Source organism: Caproicibacterium sp. NSD3 (genome assembly GCF_053613275.1).
This window is the reverse complement of the sequence record NZ_CM132119.1, coordinates 1,323,646-1,344,683: the sequence shown is the minus strand read 5'-3', so window position 1 is coordinate 1,344,683 and position 21,038 is coordinate 1,323,646. Positions and strand designations below refer to the sequence as shown.

At 43.3% G+C, this 21,038-nt stretch carries 21 protein-coding genes; 16 read left to right on the top strand and 5 right to left on the bottom strand.

The features are described from left to right. Positions 1-24 precede the first annotated feature (24 nt). Both pheT and pheS read right to left on the bottom strand, forming a co-directional pair. Positions 25-2,415 carry a phenylalanine--tRNA ligase subunit beta gene (pheT, locus tag ACVS9P_RS06675; RefSeq protein WP_452102809.1) on the bottom strand — a complete coding sequence of 797 codons (2,391 nt, stop codon included), beginning with the start codon at positions 2,413-2,415 and terminating at the stop codon, positions 25-27. Positions 2,416-2,447: 32 nt separating this feature from the next. After that, positions 2,448-3,470, bottom strand: coding sequence for a phenylalanine--tRNA ligase subunit alpha (pheS, locus tag ACVS9P_RS06670; protein ID WP_452104680.1), 1,023 nt, complete (start codon positions 3,468-3,470; stop codon positions 2,448-2,450). Between the two features lie 445 nt (positions 3,471-3,915). On the opposite strand from pheS, the gene ACVS9P_RS06665 reads away from it, so the two are divergent. The 5 genes from ACVS9P_RS06665 (at position 3,916) to sigE (ending at position 7,353) form a co-directional block, all read left to right on the top strand. Beyond that, positions 3,916-4,341, top strand: coding sequence for a holo-ACP synthase (locus ACVS9P_RS06665; protein ID WP_452102808.1), 426 nt, complete (start codon positions 3,916-3,918; stop codon positions 4,339-4,341). Then, entirely contained in the window at positions 4,277-5,110 is an 834-nt protein-coding gene (locus ACVS9P_RS06660) for an NAD(P)H-hydrate dehydratase (RefSeq protein WP_452102807.1), read from the top strand. Before ACVS9P_RS06665 ends, ACVS9P_RS06660 begins: the two co-directional genes overlap by 65 nt. Before the next feature lie 166 nt (positions 5,111-5,276). Next, positions 5,277-5,642: a type II toxin-antitoxin system PemK/MazF family toxin gene (locus ACVS9P_RS06655; protein ID WP_452102806.1), complete on the top strand. Its 366-nt coding sequence runs from the start codon at positions 5,277-5,279 to the stop codon at positions 5,640-5,642. 183 nt (positions 5,643-5,825) lie between these two features. Continuing rightward, a complete protein-coding gene (locus ACVS9P_RS06650; RefSeq protein WP_452102805.1) occupies positions 5,826-6,638 on the top strand; it encodes a sigma-E processing peptidase SpoIIGA in 813 nt (270 codons plus the stop codon). 16 nt (positions 6,639-6,654) lie between these two features. Then, positions 6,655-7,353 (top strand): RNA polymerase sporulation sigma factor SigE, encoded by a 699-nt coding sequence (gene sigE / locus ACVS9P_RS06645; RefSeq protein WP_452102804.1) that lies wholly within the window; start codon positions 6,655-6,657, stop codon positions 7,351-7,353. A gap of 95 nt (positions 7,354-7,448) precedes the next feature. Here the strand turns inward: sigE and ACVS9P_RS06640 are convergent, their stop codons facing one another. Beyond that, positions 7,449-8,792: a CCA tRNA nucleotidyltransferase gene (locus ACVS9P_RS06640; RefSeq protein WP_452102803.1), complete on the bottom strand. Its 1,344-nt coding sequence runs from the start codon at positions 8,790-8,792 to the stop codon at positions 7,449-7,451. A gap of 221 nt (positions 8,793-9,013) precedes the next feature. On the opposite strand from ACVS9P_RS06640, the gene ACVS9P_RS06635 reads away from it, so the two are divergent. The 6 genes from ACVS9P_RS06635 to tsf all read left to right on the top strand — a co-directional run bounded on the left by ACVS9P_RS06635 (position 9,014) and on the right by tsf (position 14,512). Then, complete coding sequence (locus ACVS9P_RS06635) at positions 9,014-10,396, top strand: MATE family efflux transporter (protein WP_452102802.1); 1,383 nt, start codon at positions 9,014-9,016, stop codon at positions 10,394-10,396. A 121-nt stretch (positions 10,397-10,517) separates the two neighbouring features. Continuing rightward, positions 10,518-11,288, top strand: a complete 771-nt coding sequence (gene sigG / locus ACVS9P_RS06630) for an RNA polymerase sporulation sigma factor SigG (protein WP_452102801.1) — start codon at positions 10,518-10,520, stop codon at positions 11,286-11,288. A gap of 85 nt (positions 11,289-11,373) precedes the next feature. Further along, a complete protein-coding gene (locus ACVS9P_RS06625; RefSeq protein ID WP_452102800.1) occupies positions 11,374-12,294 on the top strand; it encodes a C39 family peptidase in 921 nt (306 codons plus the stop codon). Between the two features lie 45 nt (positions 12,295-12,339). Further along, a complete protein-coding gene (locus ACVS9P_RS06620; RefSeq protein ID WP_266161132.1) occupies positions 12,340-12,648 on the top strand; it encodes a YlmC/YmxH family sporulation protein in 309 nt (102 codons plus the stop codon). 145 nt (positions 12,649-12,793) lie between these two features. Next, a complete protein-coding gene (gene rpsB, locus ACVS9P_RS06615; RefSeq protein ID WP_452102799.1) occupies positions 12,794-13,531 on the top strand; it encodes a 30S ribosomal protein S2 in 738 nt (245 codons plus the stop codon). Between the two features lie 72 nt (positions 13,532-13,603). Beyond that, positions 13,604-14,512 (top strand): translation elongation factor Ts, encoded by a 909-nt coding sequence (gene tsf, locus ACVS9P_RS06610; RefSeq protein WP_452102798.1) that lies wholly within the window; start codon positions 13,604-13,606, stop codon positions 14,510-14,512. Between the two features lie 94 nt (positions 14,513-14,606). On the opposite strand, the gene ACVS9P_RS06605 is transcribed toward tsf, so the two are convergent. Together ACVS9P_RS06605 and ACVS9P_RS06600 are read right to left on the bottom strand one after the other, a co-directional pair. After that, positions 14,607-15,200 carry an HD domain-containing protein gene (locus ACVS9P_RS06605; RefSeq protein WP_452102797.1) on the bottom strand — a complete coding sequence of 198 codons (594 nt, stop codon included), beginning with the start codon at positions 15,198-15,200 and terminating at the stop codon, positions 14,607-14,609. Positions 15,201-15,212: 12 nt separating this feature from the next. Next, positions 15,213-15,659, bottom strand: a complete 447-nt coding sequence (locus ACVS9P_RS06600; protein ID WP_452102796.1) for a hypothetical protein — start codon at positions 15,657-15,659, stop codon at positions 15,213-15,215. A gap of 186 nt (positions 15,660-15,845) precedes the next feature. Here ACVS9P_RS06600 and ACVS9P_RS06595 point away from each other — a divergent pair, with 186 nt between their 5' ends. The 5 genes from ACVS9P_RS06595 (at position 15,846) to ACVS9P_RS06575 (ending at position 20,910) form a co-directional block, all read left to right on the top strand. Then, a complete protein-coding gene (locus ACVS9P_RS06595) occupies positions 15,846-17,645 on the top strand; it encodes a M24 family metallopeptidase (RefSeq protein WP_452102795.1) in 1,800 nt (599 codons plus the stop codon). Further along, entirely contained in the window at positions 17,642-18,565 is a 924-nt protein-coding gene (gene pyrB / locus ACVS9P_RS06590) for an aspartate carbamoyltransferase (protein WP_452102794.1), read from the top strand. The genes ACVS9P_RS06595 and pyrB overlap by 4 nt, the downstream gene beginning before the upstream one ends. Continuing rightward, a complete protein-coding gene (locus ACVS9P_RS06585; protein WP_452102793.1) occupies positions 18,559-18,987 on the top strand; it encodes an aspartate carbamoyltransferase regulatory subunit in 429 nt (142 codons plus the stop codon). Before pyrB ends, ACVS9P_RS06585 begins: the two co-directional genes overlap by 7 nt. A 127-nt stretch (positions 18,988-19,114) precedes the next feature. After that, the gene (locus ACVS9P_RS06580; RefSeq protein ID WP_452102792.1) at positions 19,115-19,762 is read left to right on the top strand and encodes a hypothetical protein; all 648 of its coding nucleotides are present in this window, start codon (positions 19,115-19,117) and stop codon (positions 19,760-19,762) included. A 20-nt stretch (positions 19,763-19,782) separates the two neighbouring features. Then, the gene (locus ACVS9P_RS06575) at positions 19,783-20,910 is read left to right on the top strand and encodes a transglutaminase domain-containing protein (RefSeq protein WP_452102791.1); all 1,128 of its coding nucleotides are present in this window, start codon (positions 19,783-19,785) and stop codon (positions 20,908-20,910) included. Positions 20,911-21,038 lie beyond the last annotated feature (128 nt).

Genomic DNA, 21,038 nt, shown 5'->3' with positions numbered 1-21,038 from the left:
AATTATTACCTAAAAACAGCAGGATTAAGCACGCAAAGTGGCACCAAATTTCTCAAGTTCGGCAATTACCTTCTTGATGGTGGAATTTACGCGCTCTTCCGTCAAAGTTTCATCCGCAGAGCGCAGAATGATTCGGAAAGCAACACTCTTTTTGCCAAAAGCAATTTGTTCACCGCGGTAAACATCAAATAGTTCGATATGTTCTAGCAGATTGCCGGAACCTTTCTTAATTGCTTTTTCAAGAACGAGAACAGGAATATCAGCATTGCAGATTAGTGCAAGGTCTCGAGAGACAGCAGGAAATTTCGGCAGCGGCTGATAAGTGATGGATTTTTGGCTGGCTTGATAAAGCATCTTAACATCCAGACTGAAGCTGTATGCGCGCCCGCCAATGCCGTAATTTTCCATTACATTCGGGTGAAGCTCGCCAATCACGCCGAGGCGTTTTCCATTGATACTTAAGACAGCACAGCGTCCAGGATGATAGCTGTATTCTTCTTTAGAAGCTTTGATGTCCCAGTCGTATACACCAAGTCGGGAGAGCAGACCTTCCAGAATTCCTTTGCAGGAAAAGAAATCATAATCTTCTCCATACATGCCGCAGATCAGGGTCGCTTTTTCGATAGGCAGTTCATTTTCTGTTGTAGGAATGTATTCGCTGGCCATTTCAAAGAGGCAGGCGCTGTCATTGCGGTTGTTATAATTGCGCGCCAGAGTTTCCATCATACTGGGAAGCGCTACGGTACGCATGATGCTGGTATCTTCTCCGAGCGGATTGGAAATCGTAATGGATTTGCGGAGGAAATCGTCTTTAGGCATCAGAATTTTGTCGTAATATTTAGGCGAAATAAAAGAGTAGGTCATAATTTCGCTGGCACCGAGTGCAAGCATTGTATTGGAAATCTTCTGCTGGAATTTTTGTTCCGGTGTATATTTTCCCTGTGCTCCACCGGGAAGTGCCGCTCCCGGAATTTTATTATATCCATAAAATCTTGCAATCTCTTCGGCAATATCTGCTTTGTGCTGTAAATCCGGGCGGAAAGATGGAACAATAATTGTATCATCGTCAAATTTGCATTCCAGCTTTTTCAGAATGCTCTTCATTGTTTCTTTTGAAATATCAGTGTCAAGGAAACGGTTGATCCAATCAGCTTCCAAAGGAATGCGGCGGGGTTCATGATCGGAACAGTCGTCTACAATCATTCCGTCCATAATATCCCCGGCATCTAAGAGTTCAATCAGTTCGCAGGCACGCTGCAGAGCCGGCAGACAGTTTTGCGGATCAAGACCTTTTTCATAGCGGGCAGAAGCATCTGTGCGCATTCCTTGATCGCGTGCAGTGGTACGAACGGAAGCACCGTTAAAGCAGGCAGATTCAAAAACAACCGTGTTGGTGTCTTCTATAATACCGCTGTATTCGCCGCCCATCACACCGGCAATCGCAATCGGCTTTTCGCTGTCGGCAATGATCAGCTGGTTTTTGGTCAGTGTGTGTTCTACATCATCCAGCGTTGTAATCTTTTCTCCGGCTTTTGCACGGCGGATATGAATCTTTCCGTCTTTTACAAAGCGCAGGTCAAAGGCGTGCATCGGTTGGCCATATTCCATCATGACATAGTTTGTGATATCCACAATGTTATTGATTGGACGAACTCCCATTGCACGCAGACGTTCCCGCATCCAAAGGGGACTCGGCGCCACACGCACGTTTTTTACAATTCGGTTGGAGTAGAGGGAGCAAAGATCCGACGCTTCAATCTTTGCATCTAAAAGTTCTCTGCAATCCCCAGCGCCTGCTTTTACAATCGGCTTATGCTTTTTAAGCGGCAGATTGAAAGTAGCGGCAGCTTCCCGAGCAAGTCCGATCATCGAGAAACAGTCCGGACGATTGTTGGTGATTTCAAATTCGACAATGGTATCATTAAAATTGAGTGCTTTCTGAATCGGCATGCCGAGTTCCAGTTTGCAGCCATCTTCTTCTGTAAGGACCATGATTCCGTCTTCGATAGCGTGCGGAAAATCATGAACAGTGAGTCCTAATTCGCCGACAGAGCAAAGCATTCCGTTTGATTCTGCACCGCGCAGTTTGCCTTTTTTAATTTTCTTTCCGCCGGGGAGAAGACTATTGTGGAGCGCTGCTGGGACAAAATCTCCCTTTTTCAGATTCTGCGCGCCGGTTACAATTTGAATCGGTGCATCTGAACCGATATCGATCTGCGTAATCCAAAGGTGATCACTGTCTGGGTGATGCTCCAAAGAGAGCACTTTCCCTACGACAACGCTTTGGATATCTTCACCTTCTGTTTCCCAGCTTTCTACTTTACTTCCGCTGAGCGTCATTGCCTCGGTGAAGTCTCGAAGCTTCATTTTTGGCAGATCTACGAATTCCTGAAGCCATCTCATTGATAAATTCATATGCTTTAACCACGCTTTCTATCCTAAGTTGATCAACCGAATTGTTTTAAGAACCGTACGTCGTTTTCATAGAACAGGCGCATATCGTCGATTTGGTAGCGGCGCATAACAACACGCTCCAGTCCCATCCCGAGAGCAAATCCAGTGTAAACTTCCGGATCGATTCCGCAGTTTGCCAGAACTTTCGGATGGACCATACCGCAGCCCAGAATTTCAATCCAGCCTTCTCCTTTACAGAGACGGCAGCCTTCACCGTGGCAGTGAAAGCACTGTACGTCCACTTCAGCGGAAGGCTCCGTGAAGGGGAAGTGATGAGGACGAAAACGAACGACGCTGTCTTCTCCGTAAAGACGTTTTACGAAAGTCTCAAGGGTTCCCTTCAGGTGGGCGAAAGTGATACCCTTATCGACGACCAGTCCTTCGATCTGATGAAAGATAGGGGAATGAGTGGCATCTACAGCATCACTGCGGTAGACACGGCCAGGGCTGATAATGCGGATAGGAGGCTTTTGCTTTTCCATCACACGTACCTGTACTGGGCTTGTCTGTGTACGCAGCAGAATGTTTTCGTTGATATAAAAAGTATCCTGTGTATCACGTGCCGGGTGGTTTTTAGGAATATTGAGTGCTTCAAAGTTATAGTAGTCAGTTTCCACTTCGGGGCCATCTACGATATCAAACCCCATGCCGACGAAAATCTCTTTAATCTCATCAAGACCAATGGAGAGCGGGTGCTTAGCACCGAGCTGCTGACATTTTCCGGGCATTGTCACATCGATTGCTTCATGTTCCAGACGGTGTGCAAGCTCTTGCTTTTTTAGTTCTGCAGAACGTTTTTGTAATTCTGATTCGATAAAAGAACGAATCTCATTTGCTTTCTGTCCAACTGCAGGACGCTCTTCGACGGAAAGTTTTCCCATCTGTTTCAGAATTGCGGTGAGTTCTCCTTTTTTGCCAAGGTATTTTATGCGCAGATCATCTAATGGTTTTTGCTCATTGACTCCCTTGAGGTCATCCGATACCTTCTGGCGGACTGCCTCTAAATCCTCTTTGATCATCTATAACATCCTTTCTTGAGGCTGGAACCGAAAAAATAAAAAGCCTTCATCCCCCAATAGAGGGACGAAGGCAAAACTTTCGTGGTACCACCCTGATTCTGTACTCTGATGACCGATAACGGGGTCTGCCGTTCTGCGCCTACTTCATTTTATAAATGGTTCTGCACAGCCACTCCAAAGGGAAACTTTGCGAACTTTGCCGGTAAATGCGCTCTCAGCCGGGTGACGCATTCTCTCTTTACGGGCATTTTAAGGCCGCTACTTTACTTTATCATCGTGTTTGTTTTTATTCAATTTATGAACTATTTAACTATATCACGCGCCTTTTTTATTTGCAAGCACTTAAAAGCACTTTTAGATAAACTTTTTCGTAAATTCCTTTATTTGTAAACAAAATCGAGGTGTGATAAAATAGAAAAAAGTGTTTTGGGAGGATTGCTTTATGGACGCAGTTGGAATTGATCTCTGTGAGATTTCACGGATTAAAGAATCGATGAAACGGGAAAGCTTTTGTCGTAGAATCCTTGGACAAAGAGAATTTTTGGAACTCCAAAAGCGCGGATTTCCACCCCAGAGCGTTGCGGCTTCTTTTAGTGCTAAAGAAGCTTTTTCTAAAGCGATTGGTACCGGACTTCACGGATTTTCTCTTTGCGAAGTGGAGCTGCTGCATCGGGAAAATGGAGCTCCATATCTGCACTTTTCTGGAAAAGCGGCCCGCTTGGCATTTGGAAAAGAATTCATGGTCAGCGTTAGCCATACCGATACTTTGGTAACAGTGATCGTCATCGGAAAGGAGATTTCAAATGGAACTGATCTCGGAAAAATTCGCCCGTTCGATTTTAAAGCCCAGAGCACAGAATGCCAATAAAGGAAACTTTGGAAGGCTCCTTTGTATTTGCGGCAGCTATGGGATGGCGGGAGCTGCTGTCCTTTGCGGAGGTGGAGCACTGAGATGCGGTACCGGTTTAGTGGATATGGCGGTACCGGAATCTATTTATCCGATCGTTGCTTCCAGACTTTTAGAACCAGTTTATACGGTTTATCAGAAGGATGATTTTTCTCCGGTCGAATCCGCATTAAAAAGGGCAACTGCTTGTGTGATGGGGTGTGGATTTTCAACCGCATATCCGGATCGGGTTCGGAACATTTTAAAGCATTGTCAAGTACCGCTCGTCTTGGATGCGGATGGATTAAACTGTATTGCAGAAGAGGCTGATACGATTTTGCCGTTTCTTGAGATGCCGCTTATTTTAACGCCTCACCCGGGAGAAATGGCAAGACTTACCGGCAAAACTGTTTCAGAAGTGCAAAAAAATCGAGTGGAACTTGCAGCCTGCTATGCCGAAAAATGGAATGCGGTGGTCGTTTTAAAGGGAGCTGGGACAATTGTTGCTTCTCCCAATGGACAAGTCCTTCAGAATCCAACTGGAAATCCTGGTATGGCCAAAGGCGGAAGTGGAGATCTCCTTTCCGGTATGATTGGAGCGTTTCTTGCACAGGGAGCGGAACCTTTTGCGGCGGCTTCGGCAGGCGTTTATTTTCATGGACTTGCCGGAGACTTTGCTGCAAAAAAGTTTTCTCAGACCGCGATGCTTCCGCATGATCTTTTAAAAGAATTGCCGGGGATTTTCCTTTAAAGACTATCATTTGGACAAATTTTATCTTTTTGTTTCAATCTTTCTCATTCTACACGGATCTTTCTGATTATGCATAGGATAGAGCAGCAAAATTCGGTGAATAAATCCGGATTAATTTGCCAAAGCTATCAAAGGAAAATCCTTTATGCGGAGTGTGAATAGATTTATGAATGTCAGACGGGGAGATATTTTTTATGCAGATCTCAGTCCTGTCGTCGGATCAGAGCAGGGTGGGGTCAGGCCTGTATTGATTGTTCAAAACGATGTCGGAAACCGTTTTAGTCCAACCGTAATCGCGGCAGCGATTACAAGTCAAAAAGGAAAGGCAGATCTTCCGACGCATATCTATCTGGATGCCGGAGATACCGGCTTATCCAAAGACAGTGTGGTTCTTCTGGAACAAGTCCGTACCCTTGATAAACACCGATTAAAAGAAAAAATGGGGCGCCTTGATCAACAGAGTATGAATCAGGTGGATCAGGCGATTTCCGTTAGTCTTGGAATCGGAGGACGCAGCAGGGCAACTACATAAACAGCCCTGCAAAATAAGAAAAACTACATGTGATTTCTCATTTTCTAGTGTTGAAAAAAGAGAATAAAATAGCCATAGAAGAAGGGATTCAAAACGGATTAAAATCCGTTTTGAATCCCTTCTCTTTTTGACAGGTTTTTCCTAAGAACTTGTGTCATACTCCAAATAAGAGGTGAGAAACTCGTGCAGGTAATCTATGTAGATGTTCTTCTGGGAACAAATCTATTTGTGGATTTTTGCCTCCTGCTTTTAAATGCGAAATTTCTGCATTTGGAGCCGAAAAAAGGGAGACTGATCTTGGGCGCATCGGTGGGGGCGGTGGGATCTTTGATTGTGCTTGTTCCTGCGATGGAGACGTGGGTTAGTTTTATTTATCAGCTGCTTTTGGCGGCGATTATTACATATTGTGCGTTTGGCTTTTGTGGGAGAGCCTTATTTTTAAGACAGCTGCTTTCCTTTTATGTGATGAGTTTTGCCTTTGCAGGGATTATGTTAGTCCTTTGGTATTTCTTGGCGCCAAAAGGTCTTTTTATTAAAAACAATGTAGTGTATTTTGATGTGCCTCCCGTTTTATTTATTGGATTGGTTGGCGTTTGTTATTTTACAATGCGGGTTTTTCACAGAATTACCGGCAGAGGAGCTGTACCAAATCTAGATGGGACTTTAGAACTTTCCTTTGACGGAGAAAAAAGAAAACTGCGGTGCAAAGTAGATACTGGATGTGCCTTAAAAGAACCATTTTCAGGATTGCCGGTGATTGTTGCCGAGCGAAAAGCTTTGCCGCAGCTTCCGAAAACGCCGCCGCGTCCGGTCCCTTTTTCCAGTGTTGGAGGAGATGGCCTTATGCGGGCGTGGAAACCCAGCAATGCGCAGATCCTAATTGGAGAAAAAGAAAAAAAGTTGGGACCCTGCTATGTGGCCGTGTCAGACAGCAAACTTTCTGGTGGTGATTACGAAGCGCTGATACCGCCGGAATTATTAGATGATTTTATGTAAGAAAGAGGAGAACAAGATGGAATTTTTGGCAGAAATCCGAAAAATCATTTTTAGTTTATTAAAAGGGCACATACATTATATCAATGGGCCAGAGACACTGCCTCCACCACTTTCGAAGGTGGAAGAAGCAAAAGTAATGCAGGACATTATGGATGGAAAACCAAACGCCAGGGAACCGCTTATTACGCATAACCTTCGGCTTGTTGTTTATATTGCAAAAAAGTTTGAATCGCCCAACGCGAATGTAGAGGATTTGATCTCGATTGGGACAATCGGGCTGATCAAAGCAGTTAATACATTTTGTCCAGAGAGAAAAATCAAACTTGCGACTTATGCGTCTCGATGTATCGAAAACGAAATTTTGATGTATCTGCGAAAGTCTAGTCAGTTAAGGTGCGAAGTCTCTATCGATGATCCGCTCAATGTTGATTGGGATGGCAATGAACTTTTGCTTTCCGACATTCTGGGAAGCGAGAGTGATTTAGTTTCCGGTGGGGTGGAGCAAGAGGCGGAAAAAAGGATGCTTCTTTCGGCAGTACAAGGGTTGGTCCCGCGGGAGCGTGAAATTATGGAACTGCGTTTTGGGCTCAATCATCATAAAGAACATACGCAAAAACAAGTGGCCGATGCACTGGGAATTTCACAGTCATATATTTCCAGATTGGAAAAGAAGATCATTCAACGACTGAGAAAAAATTTAGAAAAAGTTGGATAAAAATAAAAGCGGCTGTTTTCGATGTGCTTTTCGAAAACAGCCGTTCGTAATTTTTACATAAAAAGAGGTTACTTTTATTGCATTGCAGGAAAGTCTTAGAGAGCATCATCTTCAGAAAAATTGGTTTGATAGTACTGAATCAATTCGGATTTTGTATTAGCACATTGACCGTTAATGACGGCCTCCAGCAAAAAGCGAAGAACTTTTCCGATTTGTGGGCCAGGGGAAACTCCAGCTTTTAAAAGATCATTCCCATTTACTGCTAATTGCTTTAAAGAAAAACAATTTCCTTCTGCGATGATTTTTTGTGCGTGTGTTTCAATACGATTTAATTCTTCCAAGCGGCTAAAATAAAGAGGATTTTGCCCAGCAGCATCACCGCGCTTTAAATCTAGAATCAAAAAGAAAAGCGGTTCCCCCAGCTTTTGCAGACGGCGGCGGATCAGATGCTCATCGTCGGTATAAAGAATGTCATGGTAATGTACAGCGGAAACGATCAGATCAGAAAACTTTTTCGGGCAGCGTAACCGGCTTAGAATCGCTTCGGATAAGCTGACGCCGGTTTTTCCGTGACCATGAAAATGATCAATTCCATTTTTATCGGTTGTGTGACAGGAAGGTTTTCCAATATCGTGGAGTAAGGTAGCTAGACGTCGATCCGGGGTAGGTGGAACGTTTTCGAGAGCTTTAAGGGTATGGTGCCAGACGTCATAAATATGATAAGGATTATTTTGCGGACATTTCGTTTCTGGAAAAAGTTCCGGAAGAAAGACAAAAAACACGTCTTGATATTCGTCCAAAATTCGTGCGGCGCCCTTTCCGCAGAGCAGGCGGAGAAGCTCAGAACAAATTCGTTCCATTGCGATTGATTTTAAAAGCCACCGGTTTTGATGAATACTTTGTGCAGTTTTCGGCTCAATGGAAAAATCAAGAGTTGAAGCAAAGCGCAGCGCTCTTAAAATTCGAAGACCGTCTTCTTGAAACCGGTCATCGGGATTTCCAACGCAGCGAATGATTTTAGAGGATAAATCTTTTTGTCCCCCAAAAGGATCCGTGAGGGTTCCATCCCATGCCATAGCATTAATGGTAAAATCCCGTCGCTTTAAATCTTCAGTCAGGTTTCGGGTAAAACGGACAGTATCAGGCCTTCGATGATCGGAATAATTTCCGTCAATACGATAGGTGGTAACTTCTGCTGAGATGTTGTCTGCAAACACGGTAATGGTTCCGTGTTGAATTCCGGTTTCCCGGCAATAAAATTCTTTTGAAAGGACTGTTTCCGCTTGCTTTGGTAGGGCAGAGGTGGTGATATCCCAATCATGGGGTTCTTTTTGAAGCAAAAGATCTCTCAGACAGCCTCCGACCAAGCAGACTTCAAATCCAGCGCTTTGTAAAGAAGTACAAATCTTTTTGATTTCTTCCGGAATCAAAAATTCCATTGATGTTCACTCCTTTTAAAGGAATAAATTCAGTATAGCAGGTTCATTTTAGGGAAGCAAGAATTCTTGTTCTCTGTTAAATTTTAGAATAAATTTGACTTTTTTCATAAAAACGAGGAGAAAATCCGTTTTTTAAATTTATTAACAAATCAGTCTGGGATTTTTCAAGATACATGTTATAATAAATATAATAAAGTATATAAAAAGTGAGTAGGGAAATTTTGGAAAAAAATAAATCTATAGAAAAAAATTCTTCGACGGTTGATTTTAACCATTATTTATTTAATCGCCGTACTCTGATCGCGTTGATTTTGCCTTTAGTGGCGGAGCAGCTTCTGACAATCTTGGAAGGACTTGCAGATTCAATTATGATTGCAAGTGTAGGGGAGGCGGCTGTTTCTGGGGTCTCGCTGGTAGATAGCATTATGGTCCTCATAACCTTGATCTTTTCTGCAATGGCGGCCGGAGGCGCTGTTGTTGCCGGACAATATCTCGGCCAGAAAAACGCAGAAAAAGCAGATGAATCTGCTCGACAGCTAATGTGGGTTATGTTGGCTTTATCGATCATCGTAACAGCGCTTCTGTATTTGTGCAGATGGTTTATTCTTCATATAGTGTTCGGTCAAATTGATGAGAATGTCATGTATAATGCGGATGTCTATTTAATGATTGTAGCAGCTTCTGTGCCGTTTATTGCTCTTTACAACGGCGGTGCGGCAATTTTTCGCGCAATGGGCGATTCAAAAACTTCTATGCGTGTTTCGCTCCTCATGAATATCATCAATGTGATTGGAAATGGGCTTTTAATTTTTGAATTTCACCGCGGTACCGAGGGCGTTGCAATTCCGACCTTGGTTTCACGTATGGTCGCGGCATTTTTAATGCTCTTTTTGCTGAAAAAATCCGGAAGAACCATTTCGATTCCTTCCGACACTCCCTATCGTCCGGATTGGAAGATCATTAAAAATATTCTTCGGATTGGAGTTCCGAATGGACTTGAAAATGGAATGTTTCAGCTTGGAAAAATCATTATTTTAAGTTTGGTTTCCACTTTCGGGACTTATTCTATCGCAGCGAATGCAGTGGGGAATACCATTGGGAACTTTCAGACGATGTCCGGAATGGCCATGTCTCTTGCCGTCGTTACCGTGGTTTCACAGTGTATGGGAGCAGGCGATGTAAAACAGGCACGTTATTATGTGAAAAAACTAATGAAGATCACCTACCTTTTCATGGACGTTTTTGGAATCTTGATTTTATTGGGGCTGCCTTTCGTTATGAAGGTTTATGGACTTTCTCAGGAAGCCACCAATGCAGCAACGCTTCTTTTAACGATTCACGGTGTTTCTGCAATGTTGATCTGGCCCTTGTCCTTTACACTCCCCAATGTCTTTCGTGCTGCGGGAGATGTAAAATTCAGTATGATCGTTTCAACAGCTTCCATGTGGATTTTTCGAATTCTCTTCAGCTATGTATTTGGGCAGTATCTTGGATTCGGCGTAGTCGGTGTATGGGCAGCGATGATTGTGGACTGGATCTGCCGTATTTGCTTTTTCGTTCCGCACTATTTTCGTGGGAAATGGACTTCTTATAAAGCAGTTTGAGTGTTTTGAGCTTTTCACTGTTATGAAAAATTCAGATTAACCACTTAACTGAATATTCGGGATCAGAAATGAGCATCCTTTTTTTAAACAAATGTTTAAAATGTTTAGGAGGATGCCCATCATGGCTTCAGCAAAAGTTGAAATCTGTGGGGTCAATACAGCAAAATTACAGGTGCTTACCGAAAAACAGAAGATAGAGCTTTTAAAAAAGATGAAAGCGGGCGATCCTAATGCCCGTGAAGAATTGATCAAGGGAAATCTGCGGCTTGTTCTCAGCGTGATTCAGAGATTTACGAATCGTGGGGAAAATCCGGATGACTTGTTTCAGGTCGGATGTATTGGATTGATGAAGGCGATCGACCATTTTGATATTAATCAAGGGGTTCGTTTTTCCACTTATGGAGTACCGATGATTGTGGGAGAGATTCGCCGTTATCTGCGGGATAATAATGCCATTCGGGTATCTCGTTCTTTGCGTGATACCGCCTATAAAGCAATGCAGGCAAAAGAACGCATGACTGCTTCTCTCTCCAGAGAACCAACAATAGATGAACTGAGCAAAGAATTGGGCCGCCCAAGGGAAGAAGTCGTTTTGGCACTTGGATCTGTTGTGGAGCCGGTTTCTCTTTATGAGCCGGTATTTTCTGACGGCGGCGACACTATCTATGTAATGGACCAAGTGGGAGATCATAATGATGATAACAACTGGCTGGACGAAATTGCGCTAAAACAGGCGCTTCTTGATTTAAATAAACGAGAAAAGAAAATCCTTGCACTGCGGTTTTTTAAAGGAAAGACGCAGATGGAGGTTGCGCAGGAAATTGGAATTTCTCAGGCGCAGGTATCACGTTTGGAAAAAGCGGCTCTTGGAAAGATCAAAAAAAATTTATGAAATTTAAAAAGCTTCAAAAAATGCTCACATTTTGTTGGTATGATTTTTCCATATTATTTTAAAAGAAAAGGGTTGAACCCTATTTATGGAAAATCATCACCATTATAGACATGATCGGAAGAAGAGACGAAAGCAAATCTCCGTGCTGATTGCAGTTGGTTGCTGTTGTGTCGGAATCCTTTTTGCATGCTTGAAATTTGGAGTTTTTAATCTGGAAAAATCGGTAGAAGCTTCAGCCTCGAAAGGGGAAGTCTCTTCAGAAGAATCTTCACAAAAATCTTCGGGAGTATCGTCAGAAGAAGCAGAATCAGACGACCTTTCCCCGGGAAATATTTCCTGGGAAAAAGATGAAAATGGAGTGCATCTGGATGTTCCATATTTGAATCAAGATGATTTGCTGCCTTCCGGCTGTGAACTGGTCAGCTCTTTGATGTTGTTGGAGTATTATCATTATTCTTATACAGTAGATGATATCATTGATAATCTTGATATGGGGAACCTCTCGGAAATTAATGATCCAGATTACGATTATGCCGGACCGAGTCCGGAGGAATGTTTTGTGGGAAATCCTTTGAATGGAGATGGATTCGGGTGTTTCCCACCGGTGATCCAAAAGATGATGAATCGACTTTTAAAGGGCGGGCAGCAAGCAATCGATACCAGTGGAGAAAGTCTTGATGATCTTGCAAAACAATATTTGGATCAAGGAAAACCGGTTTTGGTTTGGACAACTATATTATGGGGTGATGCATATCCATCTGATACTTGGCTTTTGACAAAGCCTGGTGTCTATTCGATTCCGGAAGAAGATGTTTCTTCCAGTCTGATCACCGATCAGACTTATACATGGCCTGCCAATGAGCATTGTGTAGTCTTTGTTGGCTATGATGATGACAATTTTTATTTTAATGATCCATATGCGGACAGTGGAACGATTGCCTGCTCTAAAGAACAGGCAAACCAGTGCTATGAAACAATGGGATATCGCAGCCTTGCAGTGGAATAAAGACATGCCCCCTGCACATAGATTTGGTGTACAGGGGGTGTTTTTATGACCTGCCGTGTTTTCGATATGCGGAGAAAAGAAGTAATCAATATTCGTAATGGAATGAGACTGGGATGTGTGAACGATGTGGAAATTGATACAGAGACAGCCAATATTCTTTCATTGGTGGTATATGGGCGTTTGCGCTTTTTTGGCCTTTTCGGAAGAGAAGAAGATCAGATCATTCCATGGAATAGAATCACAGTGATCGGCAGCGATACTATTTTAGTGGATTGTGACCTGCCGGTGCTGCCGGAACACCGGTCTTTGTTTTCACATAAAAGAAAAGAAACAGGGAAAAAAAGCTTGTACTGAAGACTTTGCTGTGCTATAATACTTTAGCGCGAATCTGCGCAGTTATAAAAAACGCACGCCGTGCCTGTGACGAACTGGTGCCCAAATTTTGGGTTCTGCGTCATGCAAAAGGGCCGGCGGTGGAAAAACCAAGGAGGAAAAAAGAATGTCAGTCGTATCTATGAAACAACTGCTTGAAGCAGGTGTCCATTTTGGACATCAGACCCGTCGCTGGAACCCGAAGATGGCTCCTTATATTTTTACGGAGCGCAATGGAATCTACATTATTGATCTCCAGAAGACCGTTAAAAAGTTGGAAGAAGCCTATAACTTTGTCCGTGATATTTCCGCGGATGGCAAGAGCGTTCTGTTTGTCGGCACAAAGAAACAGGCTCAAGAGTCTGTAAAAGAAGAAGCTGAACGCGCTGGCGCTTACTATGTAAACGCTCGGTGGCTTGGCGGCATGCTCACAAACTTCCGCACCATTCGTCGTCGTATCGATCGTCTCCGTCAGCTCCAAGCAATGGAAGAGGACGGCACCTTTGATCTGCTCCCGAAGAAGGAAGTTGTTAAACTGAAGCTGGAAATCGAAAAATTGGAGAAATTCCTCGGTGGCATTAAAGATATGAAGGCTCTGCCTGGAGCGCTCTTTATTGTCGACCCCCGCAAGGAACGCATTGCTGTTTCTGAAGCACGCAAACTCCATATTCCGATTGTTGCAATCGTTGATACCAACTGCGACCCTGATGAAATTGACTATGTGATTCCGGGCAACGATGATGCAATTCGTGCTGTTAAGCTGATTTCTGCAACAATGGCAAACGCTGTCATTGAAGGCCATGAAGGCCAGCAGGGCGCTGCAGAAGAGCAGGAAAAAGTTGAAGAAGGCAAAGACGCAGAGTAATTAAAGATTAACTGCTAATTACTATATAATAAAATGATAAACAAATATAATAAAGATTCGGAGGTATCATCAATGGCTTTTACCGCAAAGGATGTAAAAGAGCTCCGTGAAAAGACCGGCTGCGGAATGATGGATTGTAAAAAGGCACTTACCGCATCCGATGGAGATATGGACAAGGCGCTGGATTTTCTGCGTGAAAAGGGACTGGCTGCCGCTACAAAAAAGGCTGGGAGAATTGCCGCAGAAGGTGTTGCATACGCTGTTTCTGATGACAAGGCCGGCGTGATTCTCGAAGTAAATGCAGAGACGGATTTTGTTGCGAAGAATGCTTCTTTCCAAGAGTTCGTTGAGATCTGTGCCAAGACAATTCTCAATGAGAATCCGGCAGATTTAGATGCTCTGCTTAAATGTAAGGCTTTTGGCAAAAAGATTACAGTCGATGAAGAGCTCAAAGAAAAGATTTATAAAATCGGTGAGAATCTTAAGATTCGCCGTTTTCAGCGCATAGAAGGCGTAACTGCTGATTATATTCACGCAGGTGGAAAGATTGCAGTTTTGGTCGGCTTTGATACTGATCCAGCAATTGCCGCAAAGGATGAATTTAAGGAGTATGCACATAATGTGGGCATGCAGATTGCGGCAATGAATCCGCAGTTCTTAGATCGTAATTCTGTTCCTAAAGATGTTGTTGAGCATGAAAAGAAAATTGCAAGTGAGCAGGCAGCAGCTTCCGGAAAGCCCGCAAATGTGATTGAGAAAATGGTGACCGGAAAGGTCAACAAGACTCTCAAGGAAATTTGCCTTGTCGATCAGGTTTATGTCAAAGACAGCAGCCTTTCTATTCAGAAATACACAGAGCAGGTTGCAAAAGAGCTTGGCGGAAAGATTACAATTAAAGAATTTGTCCGTTATGAAAAAGGCGAGGGTCTCGAAAAACGCAATGAGAATTTTGCAGAAGAAATTAAGAACCTCGTTAAATAAAGAATAATCAAAAAGCACCGAAGCGTTTTAAAAGCTTCGGTGCTTTTTTGAGGAAGTTTTGATCTTGAAAATCCATGTTTCATAGAGAATGTTTTTATTCTGGGAGCAGTTCATGATTTTTAACAGCATTTTCTATTTCTTCAACAACAAATGGCCATAAGGGCGGCATACCAATGCGTACCATATCCATTCGCTCATATACCTGAGAACGTGTGACACGCCCGAGCTTCCAAGTGTATCCGTCAGTAGCAACGTTGTTCAAAAATGGCTGCAGACGGTCACAGGCAGCGGCATATTGTGCGTCCGGCGTTTCCATTGCATCAAATTCTTCCCAAAGAGCTCGCATCTGAGGCCCTTGATCGGATGGAAGCTGAATGTATAATTTGTCTGCAGCTTCGGATTCCCGCACTGCTTTTGTTTGGTTTCCGGCAACATCATAAGCAAAAGTATCACCGGCGTAGATTTCAATTAAATCGTGGATAAGGCACATCTTGACTGCACGGTCGAGACCAACATGCGGACATGCATATTCATAAAGGACCATAGCCATCAGTGAAAGGTGCCAACTGTGCTCTGCATCCGTTTCACGACGGCTTTGATCTGTTAAAACGGTTCTACGGAGAATGTTTTTCATCTTGTCGGTTTCCAGCAGAAAATGGAGCTGCTGCTTGATTCGTTCCTGTTCCAAAAAAATGCCTCCTTATTTTTTCTTGCGGAAGAAAATGGAGTATAAGCCCCGATCAAATCCGCCTATGATTGCTTCGTAAGTGACCAGGCCCATTTTGTTTTTGGGCTGAGCCTCATTCCAAAGCTGGATAAAATGATTGGCGGCAGAGATGCTTTCTGGCCCAAAGCTTTGCAAAGCGGGCAGAACATACATCCCAATCCAAAAGCGGCGGTCATAAAACGAAATCCCCTTCAGCTTGAGACCGATTTCCTGAAAATAGGAGAAATAGCAGTCAAGCAGTTCTTTGGCAAAAGCCTCCTGAAAAGCATTGTCGCTGCCGGAAAGCTGTTCTGCAGCCGGTGTAAGCCATTCTTTGCATTGCTCAAAGTCTTCAGGATAGTCTCTGGAATTGTAGCGCTTTTGCTGCGGAAGAAAAGAAAAAATATTTTCATCAATTTTAGAAAGAATGGATTTTTCCAAAAGAGAATCACCTCTCCTTGTTTTTATAAGGAAAATTGTATCATGATTTTGGGATTTCGACAAGATTGCATTGTCAAATATGACTTTGTTTGATTGACTTTCCCATATGGATTCGATAAAATAATTAGAAATAGCTGTAGATCTCTACTGAAAAATTGGTCTGCAGCAGAAAGGCGGCGCGTTAGATTGACAGTTCGGGAAAAAATTCAGGCTTTGCGTCGGGAGATGGATCGATACAAAGTGGATGCGGTGATCGTCCCCACCAGCGATCCTCATTTGAGTGAATATCCACCAATGTGCTGGCAGGCGAGAAGCTGGCTTACCGGTTTTACCGGGAGTGCAGGGACTTTAGTTGTGACGAAAGAAGAGGCCGGATTGTGGACGGATGGGCGGTATTTTCTGCAGGCTCAGTCCGAACTTTCCGGCAGTCATATTAAACTTTATCGGATGGGCGTCAAAGGAGTTCCCACGATTTCGGCCTTTCTCGCTGCTAAAATTCCGGCAGGCAGAGCAGCTGTAGATGGAATGGTTTGTCCAGCCAGAACAGCATTCGTGATTGAAAATGCGCTGAAAAAAGTAGATGCGGAACTGGTTGATCTTGATTTGATATCACGGATCTGGAAAGAAGGACGCCCAGCTCTGCCCAATTCGACGATTGTGACTTTGGCGGATTCCTTTTCAGGACAGCCCGCGAAAGATAAAATAAAATTAATTCGGAAACATCTCAAAGAATTAGGAGTGCAGGCACAGCTTTACAGCTTGTTGGAGGATACCGCGTGGGGAACAAACCTGCGCGGCAGCGATATTGACTACAATCCCTTTTTCCTATCTTACCTTTTGGTTACGGAAGAGGATGCAATCCTTTACGTAGAAAAGGACAGGCTGTCTAAAGAAGCGCGAGCTTCCCTTGAGGAGAATAACATCGAAGTTCGCCCGTATGGCGTTTTGCAGGAAAACTTGCAGCAGGATTTTGGTGGCTGCAAGTTTCTCGTGAGCCTTCCTAATATTTGCTGGACTTGCGTGCGCCTGCTGATTCAAAATCCAACGGTCACTGTTGTTTATGGGTCCGATGTGATTATGAATCTAAAAGGCGTTAAGAACGAAACAGAGATTTCTAATTTACGCACTGCACATTTATGGGACGGCATTGCTCTGACCAAATTTGCCGTATGGCTATCTGATCGCATGAAAAAAGGGACGCCTACAGGGGAATACGATGTCTGCGAAAAATTGAAAGCACTTCGTGCTGCGCTGCCGGAAAATCGCGGCGAGAGCTTTGCAACGATTGCAGCTTTCGGGAAAAATGCAGCAATGATGCATTACGAGCCTACAAAAGAAAAATATTCTATGATAGAACCGCATGGATTTTTGCTGATTGATTCCGGCGGACAATTCTTGACCGGCACGACCGATGTGACCAGAACATTTTCGATGGGACCTCTTACGGAAGAGGAACGCGAGAGCTATACATTTGTATTGAAAGCCCATATTAGTCTTGCTATGGCGCGCTTTCCGGAAGGAACGACCGGAGGAGCGCTGGATGCGCTTTCAAGGGAACAAGTCTGGAAAGTCGGGCAGGATTATCGCTGCGGAACAGGACATGGAGTCGGATATTATGGCGGAGTCCATGAAGGACCGCAGAATTTTTGTCCGGGCAGCCCGATTCCGCTTAAAGTTGGGATGACGATTACAGATGAACCCGGCATTTATAAGGACGAAAAATTTGGAATCCGGATTGAAAATATGCTGGAGGTCGTTTTTTGGAAAAATACAGAATATGGTGACTTTTATGGGTTCCGTCCGCTTACACTGTTTCCGATTGATACAGCTCCGCTCTGCTTGGAGGTGATGACGCGGGAAGAAAAGAAATATTTGAATCAATATCATAAAACAGTCTATGAAAAGTTGTCTCCTCTTCTTGAAAAAGAAGAACGTGAATGGCTGCAAAGGGCATGCCGCCCAGTTTCTGAAGGAGGAAGTTTATGAGAAGCCTAATTGATCCGCTCGATTTGTCTATCAAAGAAATCGATTCTATTTTGGATTTGGCAGATGATATTGCAAAGGACCCGAAACACTATCGCCATGTCTGTGACGGTAAAAAACTTGCGACGCTTTTTTATGAGCCAAGTACACGCACACGCCTGAGTTTTGAAGCCGCTATGCTCAATATGGGCGGCAGCGTGATGGGATTCGCCACCGCTGATTCTTCCTCTGCTTCAAAGGGAGAAAGTGTGGCAGATACCATTCGCGTCGTTTCCTGTTATGCGGATATTTGTGCGATGAGGCACCCCAAAGAAGGTGCGCCGTTAAGGGCATCCCTCTATTCCAAAATACCGGTGATCAATGCCGGAGACGGAGGGCATCAGCATCCGACTCAGACTTTGGCAGATCTGATGACAATCCGGCAGAAAAAAGGGCGCCTTTCTCATTTGACGATTGGACTTTGCGGGGATCTAAAGTTTGGCAGAACGGTTCACTCCTTGATTAAATCGCTTTCCCGGTATGAAGGAATCAGTTTTGTGTTGATTTCGCCGGAGGAGCTGCGCGTACCAAGCTATATTCTCGAGGAAGTTTTAAAGCCAAAAAGGATTTCCTATAAAGAAGTCAGCAATTTGGAGCTCGCCATGGGGGAACTTGACTTGCTTTATATGACCCGTGTGCAGAAGGAACGTTTTTTCAACGAAGCGGATTATGTTCGTTTAAAAGATACTTATATCCTGACTGAGGACAAGCTTCGCAATGCAAAACCGGATATGTATATTCTGCATCCATTGCCGCGTGTGAATGAGATTTCCTTGGAAGTAGACGATGACCCACGCGCCGCTTATTTTGATCAGGTACAGAATGGTGTTTATGTACGAATGGCTCTGATGATGAAACTTTTGGGGGTGGAAAAGCCATGCTGAATATTGATTCTTTGCAGACTGGAATTGTCATTGATCATATTCCTGCCGGAGAAAGTATGCGCATTTATGAACTCCTTCATCTGGAACAAATGGATTGCTGTGTTGCGGTGATTAAAAATGCACGCAGTACAAAATATGGGCGGAAAGATATTATTAAGATTGAGGGCAACGTTAAGATTGATCTTGATGTTTTGGGATTCGTTGATCCGAATATCACAGTCGATTTTATTGAGAATGGAAAAATCATTGAGAAGAAAACAATGACACTTCCTCAGTATCTGAAAAATGTAATTAAATGCAAAAATCCTCGCTGCATTACAACGATTGAAGAAGAAATCGATCAGGTATTTCAGCTTTGTGATCCTAAAGCAAGACGGTATCGCTGCATTTATTGTGAACAGGAATATTCTCCGAGACCATAAGATCATTTTAGGCCGACGTTTTGGCGTCGGCCTTTTTTAATTGTTAAATTTAAAGAAAAATCCATAAATTTGAGCAAAAAATCGATTATAATAAAAAGCATAATCTCATTTTTAGGAGAGTGACTAAATGAACTGGATTGATAAATTGGATCGAAAATTCGGGAGACATGCGATTTCGCACTTGATGTACGGAATTTCTGCCGTGATGCTGATTGTTTACTTCGCAAATCTGCTGACCAGAGGGGCGGTTTATCAGCTGCTTTCTTTTAACCGTTCTTTGATCTTTTCCGGACAGATTTGGAGAGCAATCACTTTTTTGATTCTTCCGCCGAATAACTCTCCTATCTGGATTTTATTCAGCCTGTATTTTTATTGCCTGATTGGCAATGGATTGGAGCAGGAATGGGGTAGTTTCCGCTTTAATTTATTCTATCTGATTGGTGCTTTGGGAGCAATCATTTCCGGCTTTTTGACGGGATATGCAGTCAATGATTATCTGAATTTTTCTATGTTCCTGGCGTTTGCAGCGATCTATCCGAATTTTCAGATTCTTGTCTTTTTCGTCCTGCCGATTCAAGTAAAATATCTTGCAATTCTCGACGTCATTTTTTATGCGTTTTCTTTTATAAGCGGAACTTTTTCAACTCGAATAGCAATTTTGATGGCACTTTTAAATGTAGTCCTTTTCTTCGGCAGTGATTTTTATCATCATTTAAAAGGGGAATCCGGTTATCGGCAGACACGCAATAACTGGAGAAATTTTTATCGACAATGACTGATGGAAAGGGAACATCCATGAAAAAAATTCGGGTTTTGGCAGGCTTACTTTGTTTTTGCATGATATTGTCCGGTTGCAGCTTTCATGATTTTCCGTGGGATTCTCAGAGTCAGTATCAGCAGACCCAGACGATGTCGGAGAGCAATCCACAGGCACAGGAAGATTCAAAAATCGAGCAAAAAAGCGATTATGAAAATTTGCCTGATGATGATTGCCGAACCCTTTATGATCAGCTTTTGTCGGCAGTGTCGAAGATTTCTGCTCAGCAGCAGTCCGACGGAACTTATTCAATTCAGGAAGTCACTGTTTCGCAATCTCTTTCCGCTGCACAGATTCGGGAAAGTGTAAGGGCGATGCGAAACGATCATCCGGAATACTTTTGGATAAGCACCGTTTATCAATATCGGTATTTCGGAGGCAACACTTCTGTACAATTGTTTTCATACCTTTCTCCGGAAGAAAGCACTCAAAATTCACAGCAGCTAAAACAGGTTATTGATGGAGCCCTTGCCAATGTATCTGAGAACAGTAGTGACCTTGACCGGGAGATTGCAGTCTTCAATGCACTTTCCGATCGATGCGAATATGATTTTGAAGCCGAAAAGGACGAGAGCAAATGGCGGGCTTATACTGCGATTGGAGCACTCCTTGACGGGAAAGCAGTCTGCGATGGGTATGCGCGGGCCATGGAATTGCTATGCGCTTATGTGAAAATCCCTTGCAGGATCATCTATGGCACCTCTAAGGGCAGTCCTCACGCTTGGAATTTGGTTGAACTTGATGGAAACTGGTATCATTTTGATCCTACTTGGATAGACAATAACAGCATTCGTGCCTATGATGCTTTTAATGTAACAGACAAAGTGATTCAGAAGGATCATACAATCAGTCCTATCAATGGAGAAGAAGACGGAAATTTTGAAATGCCCGCCTGTATGGCAACGGAAGATAATTATTTTGTTGCGCGGGGTATCCATATTAATAGAACCGACGATTCGGATTCAGAAGGGATTATAAAAGCTTTAAAGGAAGCAATGCTTTCCGGAAATACAAATTTGGCCTTTTATATCGACCCTTCCATCGATTTTCAAACGGAATTAAAAGCACTTTTTTCGGGGGGCCTTACCAATTTGAGAAATGGGTAGAGACAGCAAATTTTTTGTTGCCTTCAGAGAAACAGATCCATTACAACAATGTTCGTTATATTCCTTTTGAAGCAATGCATGGAATCAGCTTGCAGCTTGACTATCAGGGATCTTAAAAAGCAGATCAT